This window comes from Pedobacter sp. 05T44, from assembly GCF_056395985.1.
In genome coordinates, this window is the sequence record NZ_JBFTKO010000002.1 from 133,013 (window position 1) to 157,776 (window position 24,764).

A 24,764-nucleotide genomic window follows, 5' to 3' on the forward strand; every position below is an offset into this window, starting at 1 on the left:
AATTAGAATAATGAAATACGAATCATTAAAGAAATGCCTTTACTTCCTGTCGGTGTTGTGGTTGCTGGGTTTAAACGCCTGTAAGCACGACGATCTTCATATTGATAAGGCGAATGACAATTTTCGACCTGGCTTTGACTTTGTAAAGAATAACTATGACCTCAGCTTATTTGCTTCGGCAATAGAGAAAACAGGAATAGGACCAGAGTTAAACGGTGCCGGGCAATTTACAATCTTAGCCCCCAGTAATGCTGCCTTTAATATCATAGGGATAAACCGCCCCAGCGATTTTGATAAAATGAACCCTGATACATTAAAATTTCTGGTACAACGCCATATTTTAAATGAACGGATAATGTTAAAGGATATTCCTTTTAATGGGATAGATGTGCGTTACCGTACACTGGCGGGGACTGAATTGTATGCTTCCATTGTTAGCAGAGATAACAGCAATACTTTATATTTTAATGGCTCACTTGCCAGCAGAAAAGATGTAACGCTGGCAAATGGTACCTTACATGTACTGGACAGGGTAATGAAATCTACTGCAAATACCACCGTACAAGGTTGGTTGTCTGCCAGACCTGAATATAGCATCCTGGTAAGCGGATTAAAGAAGTTCGGATTCTGGGATGAACTGGCAACAGAGGGACCTTACACCATACTGGCCCCAAAAAATAAGGAGTTTGAAGCGAATGGTATGACTGCGGAGGTAATTGCCGGCTTAAATGTAAATAGTTATATCGGCGACCGTCTGTTTGGCTGTTATGTGATGAGAAAGAAGCACTTTTTTGTGTCAGATTTTGTGGTATTCAGTATCATCAACAACGATTCCTTTTACTATCATCCGGTAGCTAATGATACTTATATCATGACAATTACTGCCGGCAGGTTCAACTACGACAACATTTACGATCAATCTATTGGCTATAATATTGAAGTAAGGACGAATAAGAACTTCCCTTATGACATTGTGACTAATGTAAAAGGACACGATCAGAAAGCGATAGATAACCTTACCGATAATGGCCTGGTACAAGACCTTCAAGGTATTTTAATCCTTCCTGAGCAGGCAATAAAGAGTAATTAGATGATTTATAACAAGAATAAGATGAATTTAAAACTTATCAATATCTGCCTGTTATTTATAACATTGGCATCTTGCAGAAAAGCTGAATTTCAGCCTGAAGTTGAAGGTGTGCAGGTACCTGCAGAAGATTTAACTATTACACTGAACCAGGTGCTGGAGGCATCACCATATGTACTTTTTAAAGCAGCCTGGAAACGCAGCAATATGAACAGTATTATAGAAAAAAGAGGTAGTAATGCCCCTATAACCCTTTTGGTGCCAAGTGATGCGGCGTTTACTGCAGATGGAATGACTTTAGAAGTCATTAATAACACCAGCCCTGCTTTATTGGATAGCTTGCTGCTTTACCATACTTTATCGGCGGCTGTTAACCCTAAAGACCTGAGTGAAAGGGGAGAAAATACGATTGGTATCAGCTTGCTGGAAAATACCCATATACAAGTAAAGGGATATGATAACCAATACCAGACCGATCCTTATTTCTACCGACAATACATCAATGTGTCGGGCAACGAATTGCTGATTAATGGTAAAAAAAGCGGAGGCTCGGCTGTTACTCTGGCAAAAAACGGGACCTTCTGGCCAATAGATCACGTGCTGAAAAAACCAGAAAAAACAATGTTACAGGCTTTGCAGGATGATGGCCGTTTTGGAATGTATATTGAAATTATGACCAAAACCGATATGCTTTGGGATGAGGCTATGATGGGGGCAGTTGATCGCGATCGATTTCCCAAAGGATTGTCGATCGACGATAATTACCTGATCTTCAAATCTATTTTTGCTCCCACAGATGAAGCGTTTCATCAGGCAGGATTTAAGACTGTGGATGATTTGATGGCATTGAATAACCGTAATCCTCTTCCGTATTTTGATTGGGATACCTATGAGCAAGTCGGTACCGGATATGCAACGGATACCTTATTGACCATGCATCGTTGGGGTAGGATTTTTAAAGAAAGGGACGGTTGGGGCCCCGGAGACGATAATCCGGATAGTTTTTATTCGAACGATCTGAACAATAAACTATTGTCGGGCTATGCGCTGACTACCTCTGGGTATTCGGGAACTATTCCAATTATGTATGTGCCATTTGATTTTGGTAAAAATGAAGCAGGACAAGTAACTGTAAAAGTCAAATCATCCGCTCACTCGGCCGCAACCATTGTTGAGGGAGACATCAACACTTTAATGGGGCCAATACATGCGGTAAACCGGTTAATGCCGCCTAAGGATTTTAAATTCTGACCGGTATCATTAGCTCATAAAGATTAATAGAAACATGAATTATTTACATAGAATATCAATTAGGCCATTGGGCATTTTCCTTATGCTGATCAGTTGTAGTATGATCCTTAACGGCTGTAAAAAGGATGATGCCGTTAAAGTTGTCGATAACAATAAGATCAGCGCAATTATAGCAGATAATTTTAACCTTTCTGTCTATAATACTGCCTTGATAAGGACAGGATTGGCCAAAATTACTGACAAGGAAGGTTTGTATACCGCTATTGCACCCTCAGATGATGCTTTTGAAAATGCGGGTTTTGGAAATGCAACAGCCATCTTAAGTATGGATCCTTCCAGGGTATCCTCTATCATGAATTACCACATCCTAAATGGAGTTTATGAGTTTGATAAATTGCCTTTTTTGTTTAACCAGGAGGTCAAATCTGCTAACGGAGGTAAACTTTTTGTAACACATTGGGTGAAACAAGGTGATACCATTTTAACAATTAATGGATCCAAAATAGTCTCAAAAAATGTACGTGCATCTAATGGATTAATTCAGGTTATAGATCGTGTACTGGAGCCATACAGCCATAGTAAGGTTATAGAAGCCATCGCTTCAGACAGGGATTTAAGTCTGTTTTATCAGGCTTTACAACGTTCTGGTCTAGCAGAAACATTAAATGGTCAGGGCCCATATACCGTATTTGCGCCAAGTAATGCTGCAATGACCGCCTTCGGACTGCATACTATTGAAGAAATCAATAGCATGGACCCTGCAGTTTTGCTGGGCTTAATGCGCTATCATATTTTGTCTGACCGCAGGTTTGTATACGATTATGTGCTAAGTACTGGTACATCTAACCGTAGTGACCAAACCATGATTGATGGAAAATCTATTCAGGTAATCCTTAAACCTAATCCTCAGATCGCCGGTGCATTTATAGGTATTGAATTGAAAGGAACAGGAAATACATCGGTTATCCAATTGACAAAACAGGATGTACTTACCGGTAATGGGGTAGTACATACCATTGGAAGCCTATTGAAAATTACACAGTAATTAAGATTTTAGAGATGACAGTAAGAAATACAATTTACAAAATATTTTTACTCCTGTGTATGTTACTGCCTTTTGCTGCGGTAAGCCAGGAAACCAGTGGTACTTTAAATGGAAACGTGCTGGATGCCGGAGGACAACCGCTACCGGGTGCTTCTGTTACGGCGATACATCAGGCTTCAGGTACAAAATATGCCACAGCCACAGATAAAAACGGACATTATTATTTGCCCAATCTTCGTATTGGAGGCCCGTATTCAGTAGAAGCAACTATGATGAGCATGAAAAGCGATAAGCGGGATGGAATCTCTATCCGTTTGGGTGCGGCAGTCGTTTTAAACTTTGCATTGAGCGACCAGGCACAACAACTTACGGAAGTGGCAATTAAAGCCACAAAAAAAGGAGCTCAGGCAAGTACTTATGGCTCAGGAAAAAACATCAATGCCGATCAGGTTCGTAATATGGCTACTGTATCAAGGAGTATAACCGACGTTACTCGTTTAGTGCCACAGGCCAGTAAAGACAATAGTTTTGGCGGATCCAATTTCAGGTATAACAACGTAACAATTGATGGTGCCATTAATAATGATGCCATTGGGTTTAGTCCTTCCTTGGGTGGCCAGTCGGGTACTTCTGGAATGGCAGGAAGCTCAACCAGAACTAATCCAATATCCATTGACGCAATTGAGGATATGCAGGTTTATTTAGCTCCTTATGATGTTAAGATCGGCAACTTTACGGGAGGTTCGGTAAATGCAGTAACCAGAAGTGGAACCAATTCTTTAAGTGGTTCGATATATGGTTTCGGCCGTAATGCTGCGGTAACCGGCAAGGATAGGGTAGGATCACTAGGGAAAATGAACAGCGACTTTTACGATTACCAGACCGGCTTTCGTGTGGGATTCCCCATTATCAAGAATAAATTATTTTTCTTTAGCAATGAGGAGATTACTCATAGGCAAGATCCTTCACAATTGATTGCAGGTATTGCCGAAACCGGTCATATTTTAAGTGCTAAAGATGCGGCTGACATTACTGCTGCCAATTTCTTTAACGCCGGAACTGCAGGATTGTTTAATACTTATGCCAAGTCGACCAAGTTTTTTAATCGTTTAGACTGGAACATCAACGACAAACATCAGCTTGCAGTTAGAAATAACACGATCATTTCTGAAGCTTCCCATATGGACAGAGATCAGCAGGATTTTAGGTTCAGCAGCATGGCCTTTTTGCAAAAGAATAACCAGAGTTCTACAGTGGCCGAACTCAAAAGCAGGTTTAATAATAGCCTATCTGGTAATTTATTGGCAGGCTTTACTGCTGTAAACGATTCAAGAAATCCCTTTGGTGATCCAAGTCTGCCGCAGGTACAAATTGCAGGCAGAACACCCGGTACCACCATTTACGTAGGCACCGATCGTGAGGCCAGTATTTTTGATATGAAACAGCGTACATTAGAGCTTACTGCCAATTTAAACTGGAATATTGGTAAGCATACCCTTACCATGGGTACACATAATGAGTTTTATAACATCACTTATGGTTTTGTAAACGCATGGAACGGGAGGGTAGATTACTTAAGTATCGAAGATTACCTCAGCAACAATCCTTACCGTGTTCGTGGTGCTTACAGTTATGAAGACAACAGCCGTTCGTATATTGAACAGCACCCGGGTGCTAAGTTTAATATCAATTTGTATAGTTTATATTTTCAGGACGAAATCCGCGTATCTGAAAAGCTGAAAGTAATTCCCGGGTTGAGAGCAGATATGGCTTATCTGGGTGATAGACCAGAACTGAGCGAAAAGACCCGTACAGCATCAGCCGATCCTTATTTTGGAAACACATATACTTATACACCTTTAAGCAGGATTACGAACAACTATTTGAATAAGATACAGCTGTCGCCGAGAGTAGGTTTTAGGTATGATTGGAATGGTGATCAAAGCCTCATTCTACGTGGGGGCGCAGGGCTTTTTACAGGGCGAATTCCTATGGCCTGGTTGGCGTATGCATTCTATAACAATGGCGATAGCTTTGGAGGTTTTGACCAGAAGGCTGATCAGAAACCTTTTGTGCCCGGTAGCAACCCGCTTGCCGGTGGTGCAAATGGTATTGCCGATTTTATACGCGAGAACGGTGCAATTACCAATAATTCTAATAGTGGCAAAACCCAGATCGATTTAATTGACAATGGTTTTGTGATGCCGCAGGTATTGCGTACCAGCTTAGGTTTGGACTATACTACAGCTAGCCAGTGGAAATTTGGTGTAGAAGCTATCTATACTAAAAATATTAAAGATGTATTGTTTCAGCAATTGAATGTACAGGACAATCCAACCTATTATGGCTATGATAAAGACCATCAGCAACCGGTATATAGCGGAACGGTAGATCAGCGTTTTTCAAATACCTATCTTCTTAGCAATACCAGCAAAGGATACCGTTACAGTTTAACAGCTACTATTGGCAAAAACATCGCTGATCAGCTGCAGACTTCGGTGTCTTACACTTATGGTCAATCAAAAGACCTTTCCAATGGTGTGCGTAACTCAATGGAATCTAACTGGCAGTTGAATCAGTCACTGGTACCCAATAACCCTACGTTGTCCAATAGTAACTTCGATATCAGAAACCGTATTGTAAGTACCATTAGTTACAACAAAATGTGGGCTAAGGCAGGTAAAACCAATGTGTCTTTGTTTATAAGTGCACAATCTGGCAGTCCGTTTACTTATGGTGTTGTTAATAATAGCATCCAGGGATTGCCACAACAGGTAAGTCTGGCCTATATCCCTCACAGAGAAGAGGCAGTTCGTTATTTCCAGGACAACGCTGCCTCAACTGCCATTAAGCAGGCAGAGGCCTTTAATAGCTTTATAGATGCAGATAAATATTTAAGCAGTAAGCGCGGTGGGTTTACAGAAAGAAATGAAGGACGTACGCCATGGAATGTACAGGCAGATCTTCATGTTTCACATGACTTGTTTATGAGTGCCGATAAGAAGCAGTTTATTACGTTTACCGCTGATGTAATGAACCTCACCAATCTAGTCAACAGGAGTTGGGGAGTTCAGTATTTCTCTCCAAATACTTTTAACTCTACCTCAAGTGTTGGTTTAACGCCGGTGCTATTCCCTCCATCTCAAAACTCGGGTGAATATCCATTGTACCAGTTTAAATCGCCTGGTAAGCCTTATAGTATTGATTACTATGGTTCAAGAACGCAGTTGCAACTGGGAGCGAGATATACTTTTTAAGTGATACAGATCAAACGAAATATGATATACGATATGAGTTATTCAAGAAAATTTAATACCGGGATGCATAAGTGGATCGGTGTGCTAAGCCTTTTTATTTTGTTCACTAGTGCCTGTAAAAAGGACAAGACAGAACTAGTTAAAGTGCCTCTGGTGGTTACAGATTATTATCCAAACAGTGGTGCCCAGGGCACACTGGTAACGGTAGAAGGCACAGGATTTAGCAATAAAGCCGATGAAATATCGGCCACATTTTCTGGTGTAAAGGCTGAAATTGTTAGCGCAAGCTCTACTGCCGTGGTAATGCGTGCACCGGCTTCGGCAACAAGCGGTGCCATTATAATGAAAGTAAATGAGGAAAGCATCAGTATTGGTAATTATACTTATCAGGAACTAAGTATACAGGCGATCAGTCCGGTAAACGGGGCTGCTGGAACACATGTTCGTATTACTGGTGCTGGTTTTAGCAGTACAACAGGCCCGGCAGAAGTGTACATAAATGGGAAAATGGCTGTTGTAGTGAGTGCCAGTGACAATCTGCTGGTAGCTGAAGTGCCTGAAGACGCAGGCACCGGTCCGGTAACCGTTAAGGTAAATGGAAAAGAGGCTTCAGGACAAACCTTTAAGTTCCAGGTCATATCTGGTATTAAGCCTGCAAGTGGTGGCAAAGGTACACGTGTGAAAATCTCTGGAGGTGGTTTTGATGAAGTAACTGCCGGTAACCATGTAGATTTTAATGGTAAACTCGCGTTGGTAACTGAAGCGGCCGAGGATTATCTTGTGGTTGTTGCGCCCGCCGATGTGCAGACCGGCCCGGTATCGGTTACCATTAATGATCAAAAAGCGACTGGACCTGTATTTACAGTTGTGCCCATGCCGGTAATTGAATCTGTAACGCCGTTGAGTGGGCCGTCAGGTGCTGAAATGACCATTTTGGGATCAAACTTTAGCCCGCATACAGATGAAAATAAGGTAACTATAAATGGAAAAAGTACCACTGTTCTTACTGCAACGCCTTTTAAGGTTACCTTAACTATTCCAGGTGGAACAGGTGATGGGAAGGTAATCTTGAATGTAAATGATCAGATTGTTCAGGGCCCTGATTTTAAAGACCAGAGTTTAGGCATTTCTAAAATGACTCCTGACAATGGCCTGTCAGGTACACGGGTTACCATTACCGGAACAGGGTTTAGTGCTACTGCATCAGCAAATACAGTGACCTTTAATGGGCTAGCAGCACAGATAGTCAGTGCAACAGCTACCAGCCTGGTGGTAATTACACCACCTGCATTAACATCTGGTCCGGTAAAAGTGGTAAATGCAGGTCAAAGTGCATTGTCACCGGTTAACTTTAACCGTGCAGGTGTAATGACTTTAGCGGGTGGGCCAAATCAAACAGTTCTGGATATCAGTGAGCGTGGTGCAAGTATTGCCGTAGATAGCCGTGGAAACGTATTTGTGATGGAACTTAATAACCATGTAATTAAAAAGATTACTCCAGAAGGCGTTGTTTCGATATTCGCAGGAAGCCCGACAAGAGAAACCGGTAATCAGAACGGTACAGGTACTGCAGCGCGGTTTAATTTTAGCTTTAATTCGGGTATCGTAATTGACAAGCAGGATGTGTTATACGTTGTCGACGGTTTAAATAACAGCATTCGTAAAATTACACCTGCAGGTGTGGTAAATACCTACGCAGTAAACCTTAATGGACCTGGTAAACTGGCTATTGATGATAATGGAGATTTATATGTGCAAACGCAGTATAGTTTAACAAAGGTTGATAAGTCTGGAGTCAGAACGGCTGTAAGAGGTTTTTATGGGGGGAATGAAGCCTCGAGGCCTGTCATTATAGGTCCTTACCTGTACTATACAGATAATGATAATCTTTTAATTAATCGTTTTGGCCTGATCGATGCGTCAAACCTTCGTGGATGGGCAGGAAATGGTGAATTTGGAAATTCTGATGGCCCTAAAAATCAATCGATGCTGGCTATTCCAAAAGGATTCATTTACGACGGAAAAGGCAACTTCTATTTCTCTGATGGTTTTAAACAAACAACCAGAAAGCTGAATATTACGCTTAATGAACTGAGCACGGTTTCCAGTCAATCGACTAGTGGGTCATATAAAGATGGAGGGTTGATGGATGCAGAGTTCCGCAACAGAGATGACATGGCTATGGATAAAGATGGTAATATTTATATCGTCGATGCAGGAAATAATGCAATCCGGAAAATGTTTTTAAAATAAGTTTCAAGTTTGATTATGCTCAATTCCGGGCCGGCAGTCGCTGGCCCGGTTTATTTACAAACACATCAGCTGAGCAATTAAAAAATTCACGGTTAACATACAGTTCATATGCTGTTTTTATATTTGTCTCTGTATCAGTTCAATAAAAAACATTATGGAAATCAATTACCTGGTTGTCGTACCCGTCCTGATCTTGGTCATTGCCCTGATCCTATTCCTGATCCGCAGGAACAGGAAGGACCAGAAAAAATTAGAGCGAGAGCTGAACCAGTCAGAGCTGAAGCCTGAAAAGCATGATAAAGATCATATCTGACAGTTAAAGAAAAAGCCAAATGCCTAAAAATATAATTCTGTTGTTATGCTGGATGGCCACCTTCTGTCCTGCAGATCTCCCTTACGGCTATGATCAGGTGACGATGCTGGAAAAAAAGATCAGTATCATCGTTTATCCGACAGAAATACTGGAAAGTGTCATCTATCGACTCCAGTTGAGCGTGGGTACAACTTTTGAATTCAATATCCGGGTGCTGGCACCCTATCAGGCAAAAGGGAGCAGTTATAAAGAGGTCTCCTTGAAACAGATTCTTGATCACCAGCTCGCAGGTACATCTTTGAAGTATAAACTAAAAAAAGGGAAATTGGTCTTATACCATTCTCCCCTTTGATCGATCACTACCTAAGAAATAAGGTAATTGATCCCTTAGACGCAAATTCAAGTGAACAAAAAACATACAATATTAAATCTTTCAACACTAATCTTCATTATCGTGGTAGGGTGCAACAATAAATATCCATTTAAATCCCCCTATGAGATGGCCAGCGGATATGTAATTGGAAAGGAGAGCTGTAATGAGGATACTTCAAAAGACTATTGGCTAATTGAAATTGTATCATCATCCTCGGCAACTCAGCAATATGGTGATACCCTTACCCTTAATGGAGTTAAGTATACTAATGTAATAAAAGCAACTGGTCTCTCCCAGACCTTAAAAATAGCTGGAGAAAAGGTGGGTTTTGATTTTAATATCGCTGGCACCGCCACTTTAACTATGGGATGCGCTATAGATACTCCTAAAATATACAAACTAAAACTAGCTAATATCATACATAGCGGGAGATCATCATTTTAATCCTAGCAGATCAGTTTCAATAAGAAAGGCATAGGGATATACTTTTTAAAATTTAGCTGAGATTGATAAGATACCAATGAGTTTAATGATTTGTCCTACTTTGCGCTTATAGCAAGCTAAAAATTTAACATGGGAAAACACCAGTGGGCATGAGCTCAGACCTGCAAAAAAATCTTTTTACAATAAAGTAAAAGTAACCCACAATTAATATCTTATTTATATCCCTTGCCGAGTTTTGCGGGTAATATCATGGGGTCAAATAAAGAGCTGGTTAATTTTGAGGTGCTCTATAAACGCTGGAGTGGCATGCTGCATCAATATGCCCTTTATTTTGTAAAGGATGAAGAAGCCGCTGCCAGTTTGGTGAACGACCTATTTGTGCAGCTTTGGTTTAACAAAACCAGTCCTGATAACTTAAAAGGCTACTTGTTCAGGGCGATAAAAAACTCCGCGCTTAATTACCTGAAGCAGTATAAGAACAACTCATTGACTTTACTTGAGCAGGATGACCTCACTGCAATTTCTGATCTTTCCTTTGCCGATGAGGTTACCAGTGAATCTGAGCAACTGGTTTTTCTACATTTTCTTATTAGTAAACTTCCCGAGCGGCGGCAACTGGTTTTTAAAATGCACAGAATAGAAGGATTCAGCTATGCAGAGATAGCGGAATTGCTGCAGATTTCGGTTAGAACTGTAGAAGACCATCTTTCAAAAAGTATGCAGTTTATCTATGATCGGTCCCAACATTTAATTCATAGAAAGTTAACAGAAGCTTAACCGATTACAGCCCGTATTTTCTGCCTGCACAATTGTCTTTACTGTTGAAAGAGGATAATTATGGATAATAAATTATGGGATTGTATTGTTAAGCGATTGTCTGCTGAAGAGACCGCCGAGTCGGCGGCCATGCTTGATGCCTGGCTTATCGAAAATAGAGGACACCAAGAGGAATATTTAAAGATACAAGTGCTTTGGAAGTTGACAGAGAAGTTACCTGCTCAAGAACAGCTAGATTTTGAAATCGTAAGAGAAAGAATTTCTGAAACAAACCCAACACCTCAGCTTACACTGGTAGATAATGCTGCCCGTTGGTGGAAGTACGGCCTGGCTGCGGCAATGACCGGTATCTTCCTGCTTACAGCGCTTTTTTACTACCGATCAGCTCAAAACTCAGCGCAGCCTGAAGAATGGGTATTGAAAAGTGCGGGAGCAGGTAAAATGATCAGGGTTTTATTGCCTGACAGTACACTCGTATGGCTGAATTCAGGAAGTGAAATTCGCTATAAACGTGACTTTAGAGACAATAAGCTAAGGTTGGTGAAACTGAAAGGAGAAGCATATTTTGAAGTCACGCATGATTCATCACATCCTTTTGTCGTCAGTAGCGCAGGAATGAATACTACGGTTTATGGAACCAGTTTCAATGTACGGGCTTATGATACCGAAGGGGTTATGGTAGTTGCCGTCAATTCGGGTAAGGTCGGGGTAACCACATCTGAAACTACTAAGGCAGTATTTCTATTGCCAAGTGAAAAATTGATATATAACAGGGGAAAGTCTGTGGCCCATAAAATAAGCATTTCCAGTAGTGATGTAGATTCTTGGGTGTCAGGTGAACTGATCTTTGAACAGACTCCGTTTAATGAAGTTTTTGAAGCCTTAGAAAGAAAGTACAACATCAAAATCAATACCGGAAAAACTAACTATACCGGTTGCAAGCTGACTGCAAGATTCAGGAACAAATCTATAAACGAAGTTCTTAAAACACTAAATCTCTCTATGAACATACGATCAAAATTTGTAGGACAAACCATTTACATAGAAGGAGGAGGATCATGCAGTAGCAACAAATAAAAAAACCGATCCTGTTTGCGCAGGAACGGCCTTAATTCTTAGCCAAACGGCGGCGAACCGTTGACTATATCTTATCATTTAAATCGTAAAAATTTAAACAACTCAAATTTATGAAAAAAATTAATGAGGCTAGGCGCCTTATGAAAATAATTATGCATGCATGTTTAGTAATTAGTCTTATTTCAGTGATCTCCATTCAGTTGGTAGCGGCTTCTGCAGTACGTGGTCAAAGCGGACTGGATAAGCGCATTAGTATTAATATGCGTAATGTGGCTTTCACCGATCTGCTTAAGGAAATTGAAAGGAAAACAGGGGTCAGTTTTGTGTATACGAACAAGGAAATTGTCGATGCAAAAGTAACTATCCATGATGAGGCCAAAACGGCTAGGATAATATTGACGCCTTTATTGCAAAAAAACAACCTGCGCCTTATTGAAGACGGGACTATGGTTGTACTTAAAAAAGCAGAACTGCAGATCCGAGCTCCAAAGCCCGGTGCGGCAGTAGGCTATGTAAAGGATAAGGTAAGTAACCAGACTTTGCCTTATGCAACAGTGCTTTTGAAAGAAACCAACCAAAAGTACGTTACCGATGCCAATGGCTATTTTGTAATCAACAACATAAAACCAGGAAAAGCTACACTTTTGGTGAACTATATTGGTTATGTAACAACATCATTTACTGTAGATATAACCGATGGTGAAACGGCAAAGATGGAACTGAAATTGGAAAGCCAAAGTAACGATATGAAGGGAATTTCAGTAACAGGGATTAGAAGAGGAGAGGCCATAGCATTGAGCAATATGCGTAACGCAGACAACATCAAGTATGTGCTTTCTCAGGAGCAGATTGAGCGCTTTCCCGATGCTACTGTTGGGGAAGCCATGCAACGTGTGCCAGGGATTGCGATGGACTATAGTTATGGCTTGCCAAGAAACATCATCATCAGAGGACTGGATCAGAGTATGGGATCTATCACACTTAATGGAAACAGGCTGCCTTCTACACAAACCAATTCAAGGGATATTGATCTGAATGGTATTTTGTCGTCTACTGTTGAGGCCATAGAAGTCAACAAAACCCTCACTCCCGATATGGATGCTGATGGAACATCTGGTTCAGTGAACATCATTTCTAAGACACCAAAGTCGGGTACTCAGCAAATGCAGGTGAAGGGTTCATTTGGTAATAATTTTCTATTGGGTAAGCAAAACTTTGACGGCTCATTTGATTTTAGTCGCAGAGATACCAAATGGGGTTACCTGGTCGGCGTAAATTATAGCAATACCTACAGAGGGGAAGATCGGGTTCAGAAAGATTATGATACGTACGAGATTGCGGGAGTAGAAAAAATGAAGTTATCTAATCTTGAATTGGAAGGCTCAGACCTGCACCGTGAGAACCTCGGGCTCCAGGCTGAACTAAGCTTCTTTCCTACAGAGAAAATCCAAATCTATGCAAGAACGTCGTACAACAAGTTTTACGAACTACAAACAAGGGGCACAAAAAGCTATAACATTGGGGAATATACAGATGAGAACACAGCTTCAGACATCAGCATAGGCGCTAGTGGTTCTCCCAGAGATTACCATAGAGATTTGTTGAGCTTTTCAGTTGGTACTAAAGCGATTGTCAATGACTGGAGGTTGAATTTGGACCTCACCTATGCTAGTGGTTTATACGATCAGCCGATTTACTATGACGGATATTTTACTTATGGTGGTTTAAATGCAGGCATAGACATCAGCGATCCGCGCGCTCCGCAGTTTGCCTTTACAAATGGCGATGTGAACAATGCGGCCAATTATACCACTTCCTCTTATGTCAACAGGCACCAGATCGCTCATGACAAGGATGGACAAGGATCATTCAATGTGCAGCGGACTTTTAACCTGAGCCAGAAGAATAAACTGATGTTTAAGTTCGGAGGACGTTACAGGTATAAAGAAGATGACCATACCAGAGATTATTTCCAATACACCCTGAAGACAGGTAAGGTATCTATGGATAATTTTTTGTCTGATTATTCCAGAAAGGATTATTTCAATGGCAAGTATGATCTTTCAGGAGCGATTGCCAATGGGTACCTGATGGAAGATTATTATCAGAAAAACCTGTCGCTTTTTGAAAGTGATGAAACTTATATCAGACAAAATACTGATCCGGATTCTTATAGCGGTAAGGAAACCATGGGAGCAGGTTATGTAATGGGTAAATTGACACTGGATAAACTTGACATCATTACCGGACTGAGGTATGAGCGCACGGGGTTTGACTACCGGGGCAACATTGTATCGTTTGACAATCAAGGAAAATACGTAAGTACAAATAAAGTAAACACCAAGTCTGCATTTGAGGGCTTCTTTCCAAGTCTGAACCTGAAGTATGCCATAGATCAGCGTACCAACGTGCGGGCAGCGGTTACCAGATCGCTTTCCCGTCCTGGTTATTATGACCTGGTTCCATGGCAGGAAGTTGAACCCAGAAGAAAGCGAATGAAGAAAGGGAACCCGGATTTGGATCAGGCTACCTCCACCAATGTCGACTTCCTATTTGAACACTACTTGAAATCACTCGGTTTACTATCAGGAGGTATCTTTTATAAGAACATAGAAAATTATATTTATGAAAGTATTTATACACAACAGGGTGGCCAGTTTGATCAGTATCAGGTAACGCAGACTGTGAATGGTGCCAACGCACATGTGTATGGTTATGAAATTGCCTGGCAGCAGCAGCTGACCTTCCTGCCTGGATTTTTAAACGGTTTGGGTATCTATGGAAACTTTACACAGATCCAGTCGAAGTTTAAAGTACCCGGCATTGTAAGTGAGCGAACCGTACGTTTGCCTTCCATGCGTCCTAAGGTAGGTAACGCTTCTCTGTCTTATGAGAAATATGGTTTTTCAGGCCGCATTTCGTTAAATTTCTATGAAACTTTTATCAGTGAGCTTGCAGAAGAGCAAGCCAATGACCTGATGGAAAAAGGCAGAGTACAGCTAGACTTTTCTGCTTCTCAGCGGATCAACAAGAAGTTTACCATCTTTATGGGTATCAGTAACATCAACAATGCCCAAACCATTCTGGATTACGGCGATGGCAGACCAAATGACCATAAATATTTTTCAACGTGGGCCAACGCAGGCTTTAAATACAACCCTTTTTAATGATGAAAAACATTACCAGAGAAATTATCATGGTCATTATAGCCCTTTTAGGGTTTCAATTGGCTAATGGACAGTCGTTCAAAGCTTCAGCATTTCCAGATCGAATTATCCTGACCTGGTCGGCCGATCCGATGACTACACAGTCAGTTACCTGGCGTACCGACACTACCGTACTTAAAAGCTATGCCCAGGTATTAATGGAAGACAGCTCGCCCGATCTCGGAAAAGACAATTCCGGAGAATTTGTGGCCCTGTCGACCACGCTCCAGGGAGTAGAATATGAAAAAGCAAATTACCACAGCGCGATCATGACTGGTTTAAAACCTGATCAAGTTTATACCTATCGCGTAGGAGATGGTAAGAACTGGAGCGAGTGGTTTCAGTTTCGGACTGCACCGGCAACAGTGAAACCGTTTTCATTCATTTATTTGGGCGATGCTCAGAATGATATCAAGTCAAAATGGTCGAGGGTAATCAGAAGAGCATTTGCCACCCATGGCGATGCACGTTTTATTGTTCATGCAGGCGACTTGATCAATCGCTGCAACAATGATAATGAATGGGGAGAGTGGCATTTTGGTGGTGGTTTCATTAACGGAATGATCCCAAGTATCCCGTCATCTGGAAATCATGAATACTTCAGAGATGAACAAAAGACCCTGACCTTAGATCCACATTGGCGTGCCCAATATACCTTGCCTGAGAATGGACCCAAAGGTTTGGAAGAATCTGTATACTTCATCGATTATGCAAATGTTCGTCTCATCTCATTGAACTCCCAGATGATCGTATTGGATTCCAACTCCATGAAGGCTCAGGCTATATGGCTGGAAGGGGTGTTGAAGAACAATCCTAAACAATGGACGATGATCACCTATCATCATCCAATCTATTCTACAGCAAAAGGTAGGGACAATAAAGAATTCAGAGAGCTGTTTAAGCCGCTGTTTGATAAGTACCATGTAGACATACTGATGCAGGGACATGATCATACCTACAGTCGTGGACAGAATTTACCGACGGGTGTTTCAGGAAAGGTAGGAGGTCCCATGTATGTGGTCTCAGTAGCGGGCCCAAAAATGTACAAAATAGATGTGACACCACGGTGGATGGATGTATTTGCAGAAAATACACAACTGTTCCAAATCATATCTGTTGACCATGATAAACTAATTTACACGGCATATAAGGCTTCTGGAGAAGTCTTTGATTCCTTTAGTCTTAAAAAAACAAATAAAGAGAAGGCTGCATTATTTACAGATTTAAAAAGGTAAAGATATAAAACCGGAAAAAGCAAGCGTTCTTTTGGACTCTTGCTGCTTTGCAGTTTCTTTAACATCAGGCTGGAAATTAAAAGCTGACTAGGCATTTTTAAGCGTCTGGTCAGCTTTTAATTTATTTTTTTACAGTAAAAAGCCGCGACACCCATCGGGCTTTTGAGGCTAACCAAATGACGGGCGAATCCTTACCAAATATTAATAATCATTTTAGCAGGTGTCCTGGCCGCTCCGTTTTTTTTCCGTTTACCCGAGCCATAAATCCTGTTCCTTTGTAGTGCTACAGTTTCCCGCGCATAACAAAGATTAGTAAACACCATCACAAAAGGCAAGATGGCACTTGTCCTGGCAATGTTTTTATGCTTTGCAGTTTGCTTGTTTTTCATATTATCCGGCAAAAAAAAAATATTCAATATCGTTAGAATTAAGTTTATTTAAGCCATTTTAGTGCATTTCTATTTTTGTTTCCATGCTGGAGATAGTAGCTTGCCTAATTCATAAATGTTTGTAAGTTTTGTGTTAAAGTGTTGATTGTTTGATGATTTGCTCGTAAATTCGGGTAATGAATTCTTGGCTTATGGAAAAGTTAAATGAAAAAAAGCCCCTTGCGAATGGGAAAATGCTCGATTTATTGACACGACTGATTAAGCTAAGAAAAAGAAGTCAGCAAACTAATCAAAAGCTGGATGAGTTGAAGAAGCAGTCCGACGAACTGTTACATTCCGATACTAAAAAATAGAGGGCCTGACTATTTCCAATGCGCATACCCTCTTCGTTTTTTACCATTAAATTTATGTAATCAAAATTGGTGCTGATTACAAAATGATAATCTCAAATTCAAGTTTACTTCATTTAATTTTGGCTTATGAATTATCCCGTATTTATCTTTCACGAATTAATGTTCAGGCTCTCAGAAATCTCTCCGAAAATTGGCACTTATGTTTCCAGTTTTGTTCAGGACAATACTTTTGTGATCCATTCCACTAATGGCAAACTCATTGTGGATGAAGAGACGATGACAATGCAGTATCACGATCCTGCATTGCTGTCGAGGGAATATTTAGACAATCTTATCGACAGGTTTCTTTTTAATGAGAGCGGAAAGTAGTGTTGTTGATTGCCGAAAAATTGGATGAATCTTTGGTATGAATTCAGGTCGGGAAAGTTTTCTGGTCAGGCCTTGGATAATGATAAAACAGGGACTTATGCAACGCTAAGTCACGATAAATCAGAGATAACGAAAGTTCACCCTGCCTTTTTTTAAAAATGCTGTTCATTTCCTATTTAGTTTCTTTAATAGCCACATTGCCATGGTGATCAACGTAGCCATTAAATAAAAAATCTCCTTTGGCTAACCAAAGAAGATGACGATGTTTGCTATAAAACTTATGGCTGCTTGCTATCCTGCTCCAGGTAATTTTTTAGTGACTTTCCAAGTATAAAATTCCAACCTTCAGTAAAGCTGGTGACAGCGAAATTCGGGCTGTCTTTAGGGAAACTGCCAAGCCCTTCATGGGTCAGTTTTAACCGGGTTTTTTGTTCTCCATCCTTAAAAAGTTCCCAGGTGACCACGGAATACCCATCGTTATGTTCAGGGTAAGTCCAGCTGTAACTTAGCTTATTGGGTGGATCCACAAAAATCACTTCGCAAACATGGAGGTATTGCTCCTTTTCATCACCTCCGCTAAATTGGAATTTGAATCCCTTTTCTGCTTTGAATTCTTCAAGTTCAAAGTACCATTCTTTCATCTGGTCCTTATTGGTAATGGCTTTCCATACCTTTTCAATTGGTGCATTATAGCTGCGTTCTACAATTAGTGGTTTTGTTTCCATAATTACTTATTTTTAAGTGGATTATCTTCTGATGATTTTTCGTTTTCCCCGCGCTCCAGAAAATCGCCAAGGGCATCTAGTTTATGGTTCCAGAATTTCCTGTATCGATTCAGCCATTTGTCGATTTCTTTTAGCTTATGTACATCAGCTCTGCAATAGCGCTCCCGGCCGTCCTGCTTCACCGTTATTAACCCGCACTCTTCCAGAATTTTGATGTGTTTGGATATAGCTGGCCGGGTGATGCTGAAATGTCCTGCAACTGCATTGAGGTTCAAGGATTGATCACTCAGTAAATCAATAATCTCACGCCTGGTGGGGTCGGAGATTGCCTGAAATACATCTCTTCTTAATTCCATATATTCGAAACCATGTGGTTACAAATATATGGGATACCATTTGGTTACGCAAATTTAAAATCAATTTTTTTGGCAATCGTTTATATATTTATATTTCAATTACCATCTCATGAAATTCACCAGGATATCACCTCATCCAAGTTTAGAAAAGTTGATCGAATGCTACTGGATGATGCACAGTGATGATCCTGCGCCACGGGTAGAGAAAATTATTCCCGATGGGTTTACAGAGCTTATTTTTAACTACGGCAGCGTCTACAGGGCCAAAACAAGCGGACCCTGGTATACGCAAACAGCAAACCTGCTGGCTGGGCAGATCAGCAGCAATTTTCACCTGGAGAATACAGCAGAGACCGGCTCTTTTGCCATTAAACTCAAACCCGCGGCGCTTACCCAGCTCTTCGGTCTGAACATGGAATGTTATCTTGATCAGATTGTTGCCCTGGATACCTTTCCTCATCCGGAGCTGGCCGGGTTGAAGGATCGATTTCTTCCTTTTGAAAACGAGCAGATTCTTAAACAGCGTCTGGATGACCATTTTCTCGCGCTTAGTAAATCAGCTACTGAAAATCCTTTAGAGGAAGTGCTGCAGCTTATCTTTGATTCCAACGGTAAGGCAAGTGTTAAGGATCTGTGTCTGGCAGGGAAGAAGAGCGAACGTCAGCTTCAGCGGCTTTTCAAAAAGTACATAGGGCTCCCGCCGAAATATTACGCACGGATCATCCGTTTCAATTATATATTTCAGCTGATCAGGGATAAAAAACGCAGCTGGTCAGATATTGTCTATGAGTCAGGTTATTACGACCAATCTCATTTCATTCGCAACTTTAAAGCTTTTACGGGTGAAGATCCCTCTGCTTATTTTTTTGAAGCGCCAAATATGGCCAACTTCTTTCTCAATAAATGATTTTCTGTAACCATCGTCGGTTTTGTACAATACACAAACATTGCTCAATCGTAATTTTGAAAGAAAAAGATTATGAAAATTCAACGATTCTCTCTCCTTATTTCTGTTATGTTTATTTTCGGCTTCAGTAACATGGTATGCGGACAGGAAAACACGGCTCAAAAATTTAAAAGACTACATTGGCTGATCGGTAAGTGGCAGCGCACAAATTCCAAACCCGGGCAATCAGGGTATGAAAACTGGTCTAAGGTGTCTAATACTAAATTCACAGGAAAGGGTGTGACGCTTAAGGGAAAGGAAATTGTTTTTGTAGAAGAACTGGAGTTAAGCATCAAGGGAGGCGATATCTTTTATACCGTTACTGTTACCGGTGATTCTGGACCTGTTAATTTCAAGCTGACCTCCATCAGCAAAGATGCCTTCGTATGTGAAAACCCCGAACACGACTTTCCTAAAAAGATTGCTTATACCCGGAAAGGTGGAACCGTAAAAGCAATCGTTTCCGGCAACGGGCAGACCCTTGACTATGAATTTATCAGTTCAGCCCCCTAAAAGGAATTGATAGCTATATAATGATATCTTTGCTGTCATCTCTCTATGTAAAACCACTATACGCTTTCTATGATCCGTTATTTCATTCTGCTTTTATTGCTTTCATCTACTTTTATTGCCTGTAAAAAGGCAGAGAAAACTGAATCTCTTGTACCGCCAACCGTTACTCCTCCGGTTACTGAAGAACCTAAGGTGAGTGCTAAGGCTTTTAAAATTGATTCTATAAGATCGGCCGTGAATAAAAACGCCTGGTATGCAGTGGTGTCCGATAGTGTTTGGGCAGATAGCGCTGGCATCTCTTTTAAGGTGCAAACGGCTGAAGATTTTAGGGATGGCGCTTTGTCTTTTCCGGGGTTGGTTAATAACAACATATTTCCAGGAGCCTTACTTCAGGGGGACAGTATGGAGAACTTGCTTTATAAGCCATTTGTGTTCACTGTTTACAAGCAAAATCCGCTGGTTATTTACAGTACCTCACCTAGTTTTGATCCATTTATGACAACGCTCATACCTTCATTGGCGGGCTCAAATGACTTTATTAAAAATTCTTTAAAGGCTAACGGAAAACAAGTAGATGGTTTCACTTATAGCAATGGCACTGAATTCAGGAATTATAGTGAAATTTCGATCACAACCGGCAAGAATTGGGATTTTTCCCAGTTAGTAATAAAAAAAGCTAACGATAAGGGTAATATCAAAAAGAAAACTGGTTTTTTTGTTAATTATGAACTGTCATTGTTCAATATTGCGGTTGACTTTCCTGCCAGTGAGCATAGGATTTTTGAGGCTGGTGTTGATCCGGCGTTAATATCTGGTAATCCGGTGTATGTTAGTAATGTAACTTATGGTCGCAGCGCCATCATTGCCATTGAATCTGATGCTTCTTTCCAGCAAATAAAAGCATCTTTCCAGAACGTTCAAAACGGCCAGGGAAGTGTTGAAGATAAAAATTTATTTACTGAGGCTGTTGTTACGGTATACATGCGGGGTTTTAAAGCTGTGGATGTCAGTAACATTGAGGCCGCTAGGGGCTATGATCAGGTTCAGCTGTTCGTTAAGTCCCTAGCGGCCGGAGGAAGCTATTCAAATGCAGATTATGGTGTTCCTATTAATTTCTATGTGAGTAAAATAACCGACAACAGTGATTTGAAGTTTAAGTTCAATTATCGCTTAGATTTTGATGTGCACTGATCTGGTGTTATCTAGTACTTTTCATTGTTGTTGTTGTTGTTGTTGAATTTGCTGCATAAGCTCGAGATTCCGACGGTAGCTATTGCCTTGTGTAGGAATCACAGACACTGCGATTAAGTCATTCTCTTCGGCGAAAGGTTCTTGTGTATCTGATGTCCCGTTGTCGTAACCAATAATTACCTGAACGGTAAGCTTATGATTGGATGGACCTTTGTAAACACCTTTTACCGGAGAACAGTCCGTAAAACTTCTGCCTAGCGCCAATCTTACATATGTTTCGTTAGCAATGCAGTTATTTGTCGGGTCTAAACCCAGCCAGCCATAGTCGGGTATGTAAGCTTCTACCCAGGCATGGGTGGCACCTTCTCCGCGAATGCCGTTTTTATTGGGACAAATGTAGCCACTTACATATTTTGCCGGGATTTTAGCCATACGCAACATCTGGCAGAGAATATGTGCGAAGTCCTGACAGACACCTGATTTGATTTGCCAGATTTCATCTATCTGAGTTTGTACTGTTGTTACACCCTGTATGTATTTGAAATGTCCATATACATATTGACAATAGTCCATGGCTACCCGATAGGGCGTTAAATCCGACTGCAGGAATTGTTCTGTGATCTTTTTGAGTTCATCAAGTTCATTAAAAGCTTCCCATTTCAGGTAATCAATATAGGGAACCTGATACCGTAGTTTTTCAAGTTCCATCCACTGCATCTCACTGAACATGGTTTCTGATGGGAGTTCTTTAGCTATGGTGGCCACAGTAAGTTCTGAATAGATTTCTAGCTCTCTGTGTCGCTCGCTATAAGCAAAGAAGCCAATTTTATTGCCATAATAGTCAGTAAATACATCTACTTTCGGATTGCCCGAAATTTTAAGGGTGTGCTTAATTACGCTCTGGAATTGATCTTCAATAGGGTAGAGGATAATGTGGTTTACGCTTTCTCTTACCGGAGATTCGTAAGTGTATTTGGTGATGTGTTTGATTTTAAATTCCGGCATGGTGCTTAGTATATGTTGAAACAAGTTTGATTAAAGGCATTTCCTATGCCATAGAGTTCGGATTTTATTTCCGCGAGGTATAGGTGAAGGTCTCCTTTTTTTAAACCCTTTATAGAACTGTATTTTACTTTGCTTTGGAGCCTGCCAATAAGGAAAGCAAGATTTCCTGCGGTAATGTGCCCGTCGCCTTTTAATCTTTCAAAATATTTGAACAGTTGATTGATACAATAGATAACAGACCTCGGAAATTCATTGTTCAGTACAACCTGGTCAAGTACGTTTTCGGCTTCAAAACCCTGTCTATAGGTTTTTAGGTACAGTTCGTATCCGCCTATAGAAAACAAAAGGTGTTTCCAGTAGTTGGTGTTTGTCAGTAAGTCCGGGTTGTGGTCTACCGATCCAAATTTAATGTCCAATATATTTACCGATTGAATACTGCGCTCCAGGTATTTCCCGATGCGCATAAAGCTACTTCCTTCGTTCCTTGCCATGGTGATTTCTGTAATGCCATAAAATAGCATTCCTTGTTTAATCAGAATGTCTAATACGGATATCGGGTCGTCTTTTTTCAACATGGCGTTTAGTTTAGGGTCCTTTACTGTATGGTAATATTCATTTAGACACTGCCATACGTCTTTGGTAATGTGGTCTTGCACGCTTCTTGCATTTTCCCGTACTTGCGTGATGATGTTGAGGATAGAGTTGGGGTTCTCCTTGTCAATCACCATGTATTGTAGTACAGTACGACTGTTAAATTCCATGGCCTCCAGTCTTTCGTCATTCCGGTCGCAAAATAAGTGCATAACCGGACTCCATGAAAACTCTGAGATCGCATCTTGCGAGGAAGCGTAATTTATTTTAAGCATGCGTAGCATGCCATCTGTTCTTTCGATATAACGGCTCAGCCAGTATAGGCTTTCAGCAACCCTGCTTAACATAGTGATTCTGTGTTTAATCTTATTGTTGTTTATTTAGAAAGTACCCAGGTGTCTTTACTGCCGCCTCCCTGAGAGCTGTTTACAACCAGTGAGCCTTCTTTAAGTGCTACTCTTGTTAATCCTCCGGGAATAATGTCTATCCCATTAGGGCCGCAAAGTGCAAACGGACGAAAATCGACCCTTCTGGGTTGTAATTTACCTTGCATGTAACATGGTGAGGATGATAAGCTGATAGTAGGCTGTGCAATAAATTGTCGTGGATCTTTCAGTATTTCCAACTTGTATGCTTCAATTTCTTCTTCCGTTGAAGCGTGTCCCATTAACATGCCATAACCCCCGCTGCCATTGGTTTGCTTAACTACCATCCGGGAAATATTTTCGAATACGTAGGCCCGCTCACTTGCGTTTCCTAATTGGTAAGTTGGTACATTTTTAAGTAAGGGTTCTTCATTCAAGTAGTATTTTATCATGTCTGGCACATAGACGTATACAGCTTTGTCGTCGGCTACACCATTTCCTACCGCATTTACAATGGTTACATTTCCTTTTCTGTAAGCATTCATTAACCCGGCAACACCAAGTAGGCTGGTTGGATTAAAGGCTAGCGGATCAAGGTAGTCATCATCTACTCTCCGGTAAATCACATTCACTTGCTGCAGTCCTGCGGTAGTTTTCATATACACCTTATGGTCTTCGACAATTAAATCAGGTCCCTCCACCAGCTCAATTCCCATTAAACGGGCCAGTGTGGTATGTTCGAAATACGCTGAGTTGAAACTACCCGGACTTAACAAAACTATTGTAGGATCGGCAACGTCATGTGGTGCAAGTGAAAGCAGGTTGTTGTAGAGGACAGTAGGGTATTCAATCACACTTCTTACTTTGCATTGAGGTAAAAGATCGGGGAATAGACGTTTGGTAATTTCCCTGTTTTCCAGCATGTAGCTAACTCCCGAAGGAGTGCGGACATTATCTTCAAGGATATAATAAGTGCCGTCGTTGTCCCTGATTAGGTCAATCCCCGCAATGTGTATGTAGATGTCGTGAGGGACTTTCACGTTGACCATCTCTCGTAAAAAATGTGGACAAGAGTAAATTACATCGATCGGAACAATTCCGTCTTTGATGATAAACTGGTCGCTGTAAACATCTTTCAGAAAGAGGTTCAGCGCGGTAACTCGCTGCTTAATTCCTTTTTCTATAAAAGCCCATTCCTCAGCAGTAATAATTCTGGGGATGATATCGAAAGGGAAGATCTTTTCTACGCCTTCGCCGCTATTGTATACGGTAAAGGTGATGCCCTGGCTCATGAAAAGTGCTTTAGATAGTTCTTCTTTTTTGTTGAGCTCTTCGGTCGACTCAAGATCGAGGTAGTTCATAACAGTTTTGTACTCTTCTCTTACCGTTTCTGAGTCATTAAACATTTCATCCCAGGTGTTTTTGGGTAGATCGTATGATTTTGTGTAGCTTTTTGTTTCCATATTCGATCATTTTATGTTAAAATCTTCTGAAATATAGTTATATCTTTATTTAAATTGATTTTTAAATCAAATAAAATGTTATTTTACTTTATTTATTAAATTTTTTGTGTGTTGAAATTGATTTTTTTTATCTTTTTATGTTTCTTTTTGATTTAAAATTGATTTTAGTCTATTTTTTAT

The 24,764-nt window shown here is 40.7% G+C and carries 23 protein-coding genes; 17 read left to right on the forward strand and 6 right to left on the reverse strand.

What is annotated here, in order from left to right; translation table 11 throughout:
- The first annotated feature begins 10 nt into the window (after positions 1 to 10).
- From AC1DDK_RS05340 to AC1DDK_RS05395, 12 genes are all read left to right on the forward strand, one after another.
- Positions 11 to 1,090 (forward strand): fasciclin domain-containing protein, encoded by a 1,080-nt coding sequence (locus AC1DDK_RS05340; protein WP_172659992.1) that lies wholly within the window; start codon positions 11 to 13, stop codon positions 1,088 to 1,090.
- A 21-nt stretch (positions 1,091 to 1,111) separates the two neighbouring features.
- A complete protein-coding gene (locus tag AC1DDK_RS05345; protein WP_288879095.1) occupies positions 1,112 to 2,338 on the forward strand; it encodes a fasciclin domain-containing protein in 1,227 nt (408 codons plus the stop codon).
- 34 nt (positions 2,339 to 2,372) lie between these two features.
- Positions 2,373 to 3,383, forward strand: a complete 1,011-nt coding sequence (locus AC1DDK_RS05350) for a fasciclin domain-containing protein (RefSeq protein WP_337716675.1) — start codon at positions 2,373 to 2,375, stop codon at positions 3,381 to 3,383.
- A gap of 14 nt (positions 3,384 to 3,397) precedes the next feature.
- Complete coding sequence (locus tag AC1DDK_RS05355) at positions 3,398 to 6,640, forward strand: TonB-dependent receptor (protein ID WP_477611806.1); 3,243 nt, start codon at positions 3,398 to 3,400, stop codon at positions 6,638 to 6,640.
- Positions 6,641 to 6,673: 33 nt separating this feature from the next.
- The gene (locus AC1DDK_RS05360) at positions 6,674 to 8,893 is read left to right on the forward strand and encodes an IPT/TIG domain-containing protein (protein WP_337716679.1); all 2,220 of its coding nucleotides are present in this window, start codon (positions 6,674 to 6,676) and stop codon (positions 8,891 to 8,893) included.
- 108 nt (positions 8,894 to 9,001) lie between these two features.
- Entirely contained in the window at positions 9,002 to 9,181 is a 180-nt protein-coding gene (locus AC1DDK_RS05365) for a hypothetical protein (RefSeq protein WP_172659996.1), read from the forward strand.
- A 44-nt stretch (positions 9,182 to 9,225) separates the two neighbouring features.
- The gene (locus AC1DDK_RS05370) at positions 9,226 to 9,558 is read left to right on the forward strand and encodes a hypothetical protein (RefSeq protein WP_337716681.1); all 333 of its coding nucleotides are present in this window, start codon (positions 9,226 to 9,228) and stop codon (positions 9,556 to 9,558) included.
- Positions 9,559 to 9,705: 147 nt separating this feature from the next.
- On the forward strand, positions 9,706 to 10,023 hold the full coding sequence (locus AC1DDK_RS05375; protein WP_172659998.1) for a hypothetical protein: 318 nt from the start codon (positions 9,706 to 9,708) through the stop codon (positions 10,021 to 10,023).
- Positions 10,024 to 10,272: 249 nt separating this feature from the next.
- Positions 10,273 to 10,800 carry a sigma-70 family RNA polymerase sigma factor gene (locus AC1DDK_RS05380; protein WP_288879097.1) on the forward strand — a complete coding sequence of 176 codons (528 nt, stop codon included), beginning with the start codon at positions 10,273 to 10,275 and terminating at the stop codon, positions 10,798 to 10,800.
- A gap of 60 nt (positions 10,801 to 10,860) precedes the next feature.
- Positions 10,861 to 11,877, forward strand: coding sequence for a FecR family protein (locus AC1DDK_RS05385; RefSeq protein WP_337716683.1), 1,017 nt, complete (start codon positions 10,861 to 10,863; stop codon positions 11,875 to 11,877).
- A gap of 110 nt (positions 11,878 to 11,987) precedes the next feature.
- Positions 11,988 to 15,044 carry a TonB-dependent receptor gene (locus tag AC1DDK_RS05390; protein WP_337716685.1) on the forward strand — a complete coding sequence of 1,019 codons (3,057 nt, stop codon included), beginning with the start codon at positions 11,988 to 11,990 and terminating at the stop codon, positions 15,042 to 15,044.
- A complete protein-coding gene (locus tag AC1DDK_RS05395) occupies positions 15,044 to 16,318 on the forward strand; it encodes a purple acid phosphatase family protein (RefSeq protein WP_337716687.1) in 1,275 nt (424 codons plus the stop codon). The genes AC1DDK_RS05390 and AC1DDK_RS05395 overlap by 1 nt, the downstream gene beginning before the upstream one ends.
- 191 nt (positions 16,319 to 16,509) lie before the next feature.
- On the opposite strand, the gene AC1DDK_RS05400 is transcribed toward AC1DDK_RS05395, so the two are convergent.
- The gene (locus tag AC1DDK_RS05400) at positions 16,510 to 16,707 is read right to left on the reverse strand and encodes a hypothetical protein (RefSeq protein WP_337716689.1); all 198 of its coding nucleotides are present in this window, start codon (positions 16,705 to 16,707) and stop codon (positions 16,510 to 16,512) included.
- Between the two features lie 176 nt (positions 16,708 to 16,883).
- Between AC1DDK_RS05400 and AC1DDK_RS05405 the strand changes: the two genes are divergently transcribed.
- On the forward strand, positions 16,884 to 17,060 hold the full coding sequence (locus AC1DDK_RS05405; RefSeq protein ID WP_477623135.1) for a hypothetical protein: 177 nt from the start codon (positions 16,884 to 16,886) through the stop codon (positions 17,058 to 17,060).
- Between the two features lie 126 nt (positions 17,061 to 17,186).
- Entirely contained in the window at positions 17,187 to 17,429 is a 243-nt protein-coding gene (locus tag AC1DDK_RS05410; RefSeq protein WP_048903271.1) for a hypothetical protein, read from the forward strand.
- A gap of 278 nt (positions 17,430 to 17,707) precedes the next feature.
- Here AC1DDK_RS05410 and AC1DDK_RS05415 read toward each other — a convergent pair whose 3' ends face one another.
- Entirely contained in the window at positions 17,708 to 18,154 is a 447-nt protein-coding gene (locus AC1DDK_RS05415; protein WP_048903270.1) for an SRPBCC family protein, read from the reverse strand.
- A 2-nt stretch (positions 18,155 to 18,156) separates the two neighbouring features.
- Positions 18,157 to 18,510, reverse strand: a complete 354-nt coding sequence (locus AC1DDK_RS05420) for an ArsR/SmtB family transcription factor (protein ID WP_048903269.1) — start codon at positions 18,508 to 18,510, stop codon at positions 18,157 to 18,159.
- Between the two features lie 109 nt (positions 18,511 to 18,619).
- On the opposite strand from AC1DDK_RS05420, the gene AC1DDK_RS05425 reads away from it, so the two are divergent.
- From AC1DDK_RS05425 to AC1DDK_RS05435, 3 genes are all read left to right on the forward strand, one after another.
- Positions 18,620 to 19,417: a helix-turn-helix domain-containing protein gene (locus tag AC1DDK_RS05425; protein ID WP_048903268.1), complete on the forward strand. Its 798-nt coding sequence runs from the start codon at positions 18,620 to 18,622 to the stop codon at positions 19,415 to 19,417.
- A 72-nt stretch (positions 19,418 to 19,489) separates the two neighbouring features.
- Positions 19,490 to 19,969, forward strand: a complete 480-nt coding sequence (locus tag AC1DDK_RS05430) for a DUF6265 family protein (protein ID WP_152541957.1) — start codon at positions 19,490 to 19,492, stop codon at positions 19,967 to 19,969.
- Positions 19,970 to 20,038: 69 nt separating this feature from the next.
- Positions 20,039 to 21,160, forward strand: coding sequence for a thiol-activated cytolysin family protein (locus AC1DDK_RS05435; protein WP_337716691.1), 1,122 nt, complete (start codon positions 20,039 to 20,041; stop codon positions 21,158 to 21,160).
- A 21-nt stretch (positions 21,161 to 21,181) separates the two neighbouring features.
- On the opposite strand, the gene AC1DDK_RS05440 is transcribed toward AC1DDK_RS05435, so the two are convergent.
- Genes AC1DDK_RS05440 through AC1DDK_RS05450 form a run of 3 tightly spaced genes read right to left on the reverse strand, consistent with a single transcriptional unit; the run spans position 21,182 to position 24,584 of the window.
- On the reverse strand, positions 21,182 to 22,165 hold the full coding sequence (locus AC1DDK_RS05440; RefSeq protein WP_337716693.1) for a transglutaminase family protein: 984 nt from the start codon (positions 22,163 to 22,165) through the stop codon (positions 21,182 to 21,184).
- A 5-nt stretch (positions 22,166 to 22,170) separates the two neighbouring features.
- Positions 22,171 to 23,103 (reverse strand): alpha-E domain-containing protein, encoded by a 933-nt coding sequence (locus AC1DDK_RS05445; RefSeq protein ID WP_048903263.1) that lies wholly within the window; start codon positions 23,101 to 23,103, stop codon positions 22,171 to 22,173.
- Between the two features lie 29 nt (positions 23,104 to 23,132).
- On the reverse strand, positions 23,133 to 24,584 hold the full coding sequence (locus tag AC1DDK_RS05450) for a circularly permuted type 2 ATP-grasp protein (RefSeq protein ID WP_048903262.1): 1,452 nt from the start codon (positions 24,582 to 24,584) through the stop codon (positions 23,133 to 23,135).
- Positions 24,585 to 24,764 lie beyond the last annotated feature (180 nt).

Excerpts from the sequence above, each read along its gene's own strand:
- AC1DDK_RS05340 (WP_172659992.1), top strand. The coding sequence starts at position 11 with ATGAAATACGAATCATTAAAGAAATGCCTTTACTTCCTGTCGGTGTTG.
- AC1DDK_RS05345 (WP_288879095.1), top strand. The coding sequence starts at position 1,112 with ATGAATTTAAAACTTATCAATATCTGCCTGTTATTTATAACATTGGCA.
- AC1DDK_RS05350 (WP_337716675.1), top strand. The coding sequence starts at position 2,373 with ATGAATTATTTACATAGAATATCAATTAGGCCATTGGGCATTTTCCTT.
- AC1DDK_RS05355 (WP_477611806.1), top strand. The coding sequence starts at position 3,398 with ATGACAGTAAGAAATACAATTTACAAAATATTTTTACTCCTGTGTATG.
- AC1DDK_RS05360 (WP_337716679.1), top strand. The coding sequence starts at position 6,674 with ATGAGTTATTCAAGAAAATTTAATACCGGGATGCATAAGTGGATCGGT.
- AC1DDK_RS05365 (WP_172659996.1), top strand. The coding sequence starts at position 9,002 with ATGCTGTTTTTATATTTGTCTCTGTATCAGTTCAATAAAAAACATTAT.
- AC1DDK_RS05370 (WP_337716681.1), top strand. The coding sequence starts at position 9,226 with ATGCCTAAAAATATAATTCTGTTGTTATGCTGGATGGCCACCTTCTGT.
- AC1DDK_RS05375 (WP_172659998.1), top strand. The coding sequence starts at position 9,706 with ATGGCCAGCGGATATGTAATTGGAAAGGAGAGCTGTAATGAGGATACT.
- AC1DDK_RS05380 (WP_288879097.1), top strand. The coding sequence starts at position 10,273 with ATGGGGTCAAATAAAGAGCTGGTTAATTTTGAGGTGCTCTATAAACGC.
- AC1DDK_RS05385 (WP_337716683.1), top strand. The coding sequence starts at position 10,861 with ATGGATAATAAATTATGGGATTGTATTGTTAAGCGATTGTCTGCTGAA.
- AC1DDK_RS05390 (WP_337716685.1), top strand. The coding sequence starts at position 11,988 with ATGAAAAAAATTAATGAGGCTAGGCGCCTTATGAAAATAATTATGCAT.
- AC1DDK_RS05395 (WP_337716687.1), top strand. The coding sequence starts at position 15,044 with ATGATGAAAAACATTACCAGAGAAATTATCATGGTCATTATAGCCCTT.
- AC1DDK_RS05400 (WP_337716689.1), bottom strand. The coding sequence starts at position 16,707 with ATGAAAAACAAGCAAACTGCAAAGCATAAAAACATTGCCAGGACAAGT.
- AC1DDK_RS05405 (WP_477623135.1), top strand. The coding sequence starts at position 16,884 with ATGAATTCTTGGCTTATGGAAAAGTTAAATGAAAAAAAGCCCCTTGCG.
- AC1DDK_RS05410 (WP_048903271.1), top strand. The coding sequence starts at position 17,187 with ATGAATTATCCCGTATTTATCTTTCACGAATTAATGTTCAGGCTCTCA.
- AC1DDK_RS05415 (WP_048903270.1), bottom strand. The coding sequence starts at position 18,154 with ATGGAAACAAAACCACTAATTGTAGAACGCAGCTATAATGCACCAATT.
- AC1DDK_RS05420 (WP_048903269.1), bottom strand. The coding sequence starts at position 18,510 with ATGGAATTAAGAAGAGATGTATTTCAGGCAATCTCCGACCCCACCAGG.
- AC1DDK_RS05425 (WP_048903268.1), top strand. The coding sequence starts at position 18,620 with ATGAAATTCACCAGGATATCACCTCATCCAAGTTTAGAAAAGTTGATC.
- AC1DDK_RS05430 (WP_152541957.1), top strand. The coding sequence starts at position 19,490 with ATGAAAATTCAACGATTCTCTCTCCTTATTTCTGTTATGTTTATTTTC.
- AC1DDK_RS05435 (WP_337716691.1), top strand. The coding sequence starts at position 20,039 with ATGATCCGTTATTTCATTCTGCTTTTATTGCTTTCATCTACTTTTATT.
- AC1DDK_RS05440 (WP_337716693.1), bottom strand. The coding sequence starts at position 22,165 with ATGCCGGAATTTAAAATCAAACACATCACCAAATACACTTACGAATCT.
- AC1DDK_RS05445 (WP_048903263.1), bottom strand. The coding sequence starts at position 23,103 with ATGTTAAGCAGGGTTGCTGAAAGCCTATACTGGCTGAGCCGTTATATC.
- AC1DDK_RS05450 (WP_048903262.1), bottom strand. The coding sequence starts at position 24,584 with ATGGAAACAAAAAGCTACACAAAATCATACGATCTACCCAAAAACACC.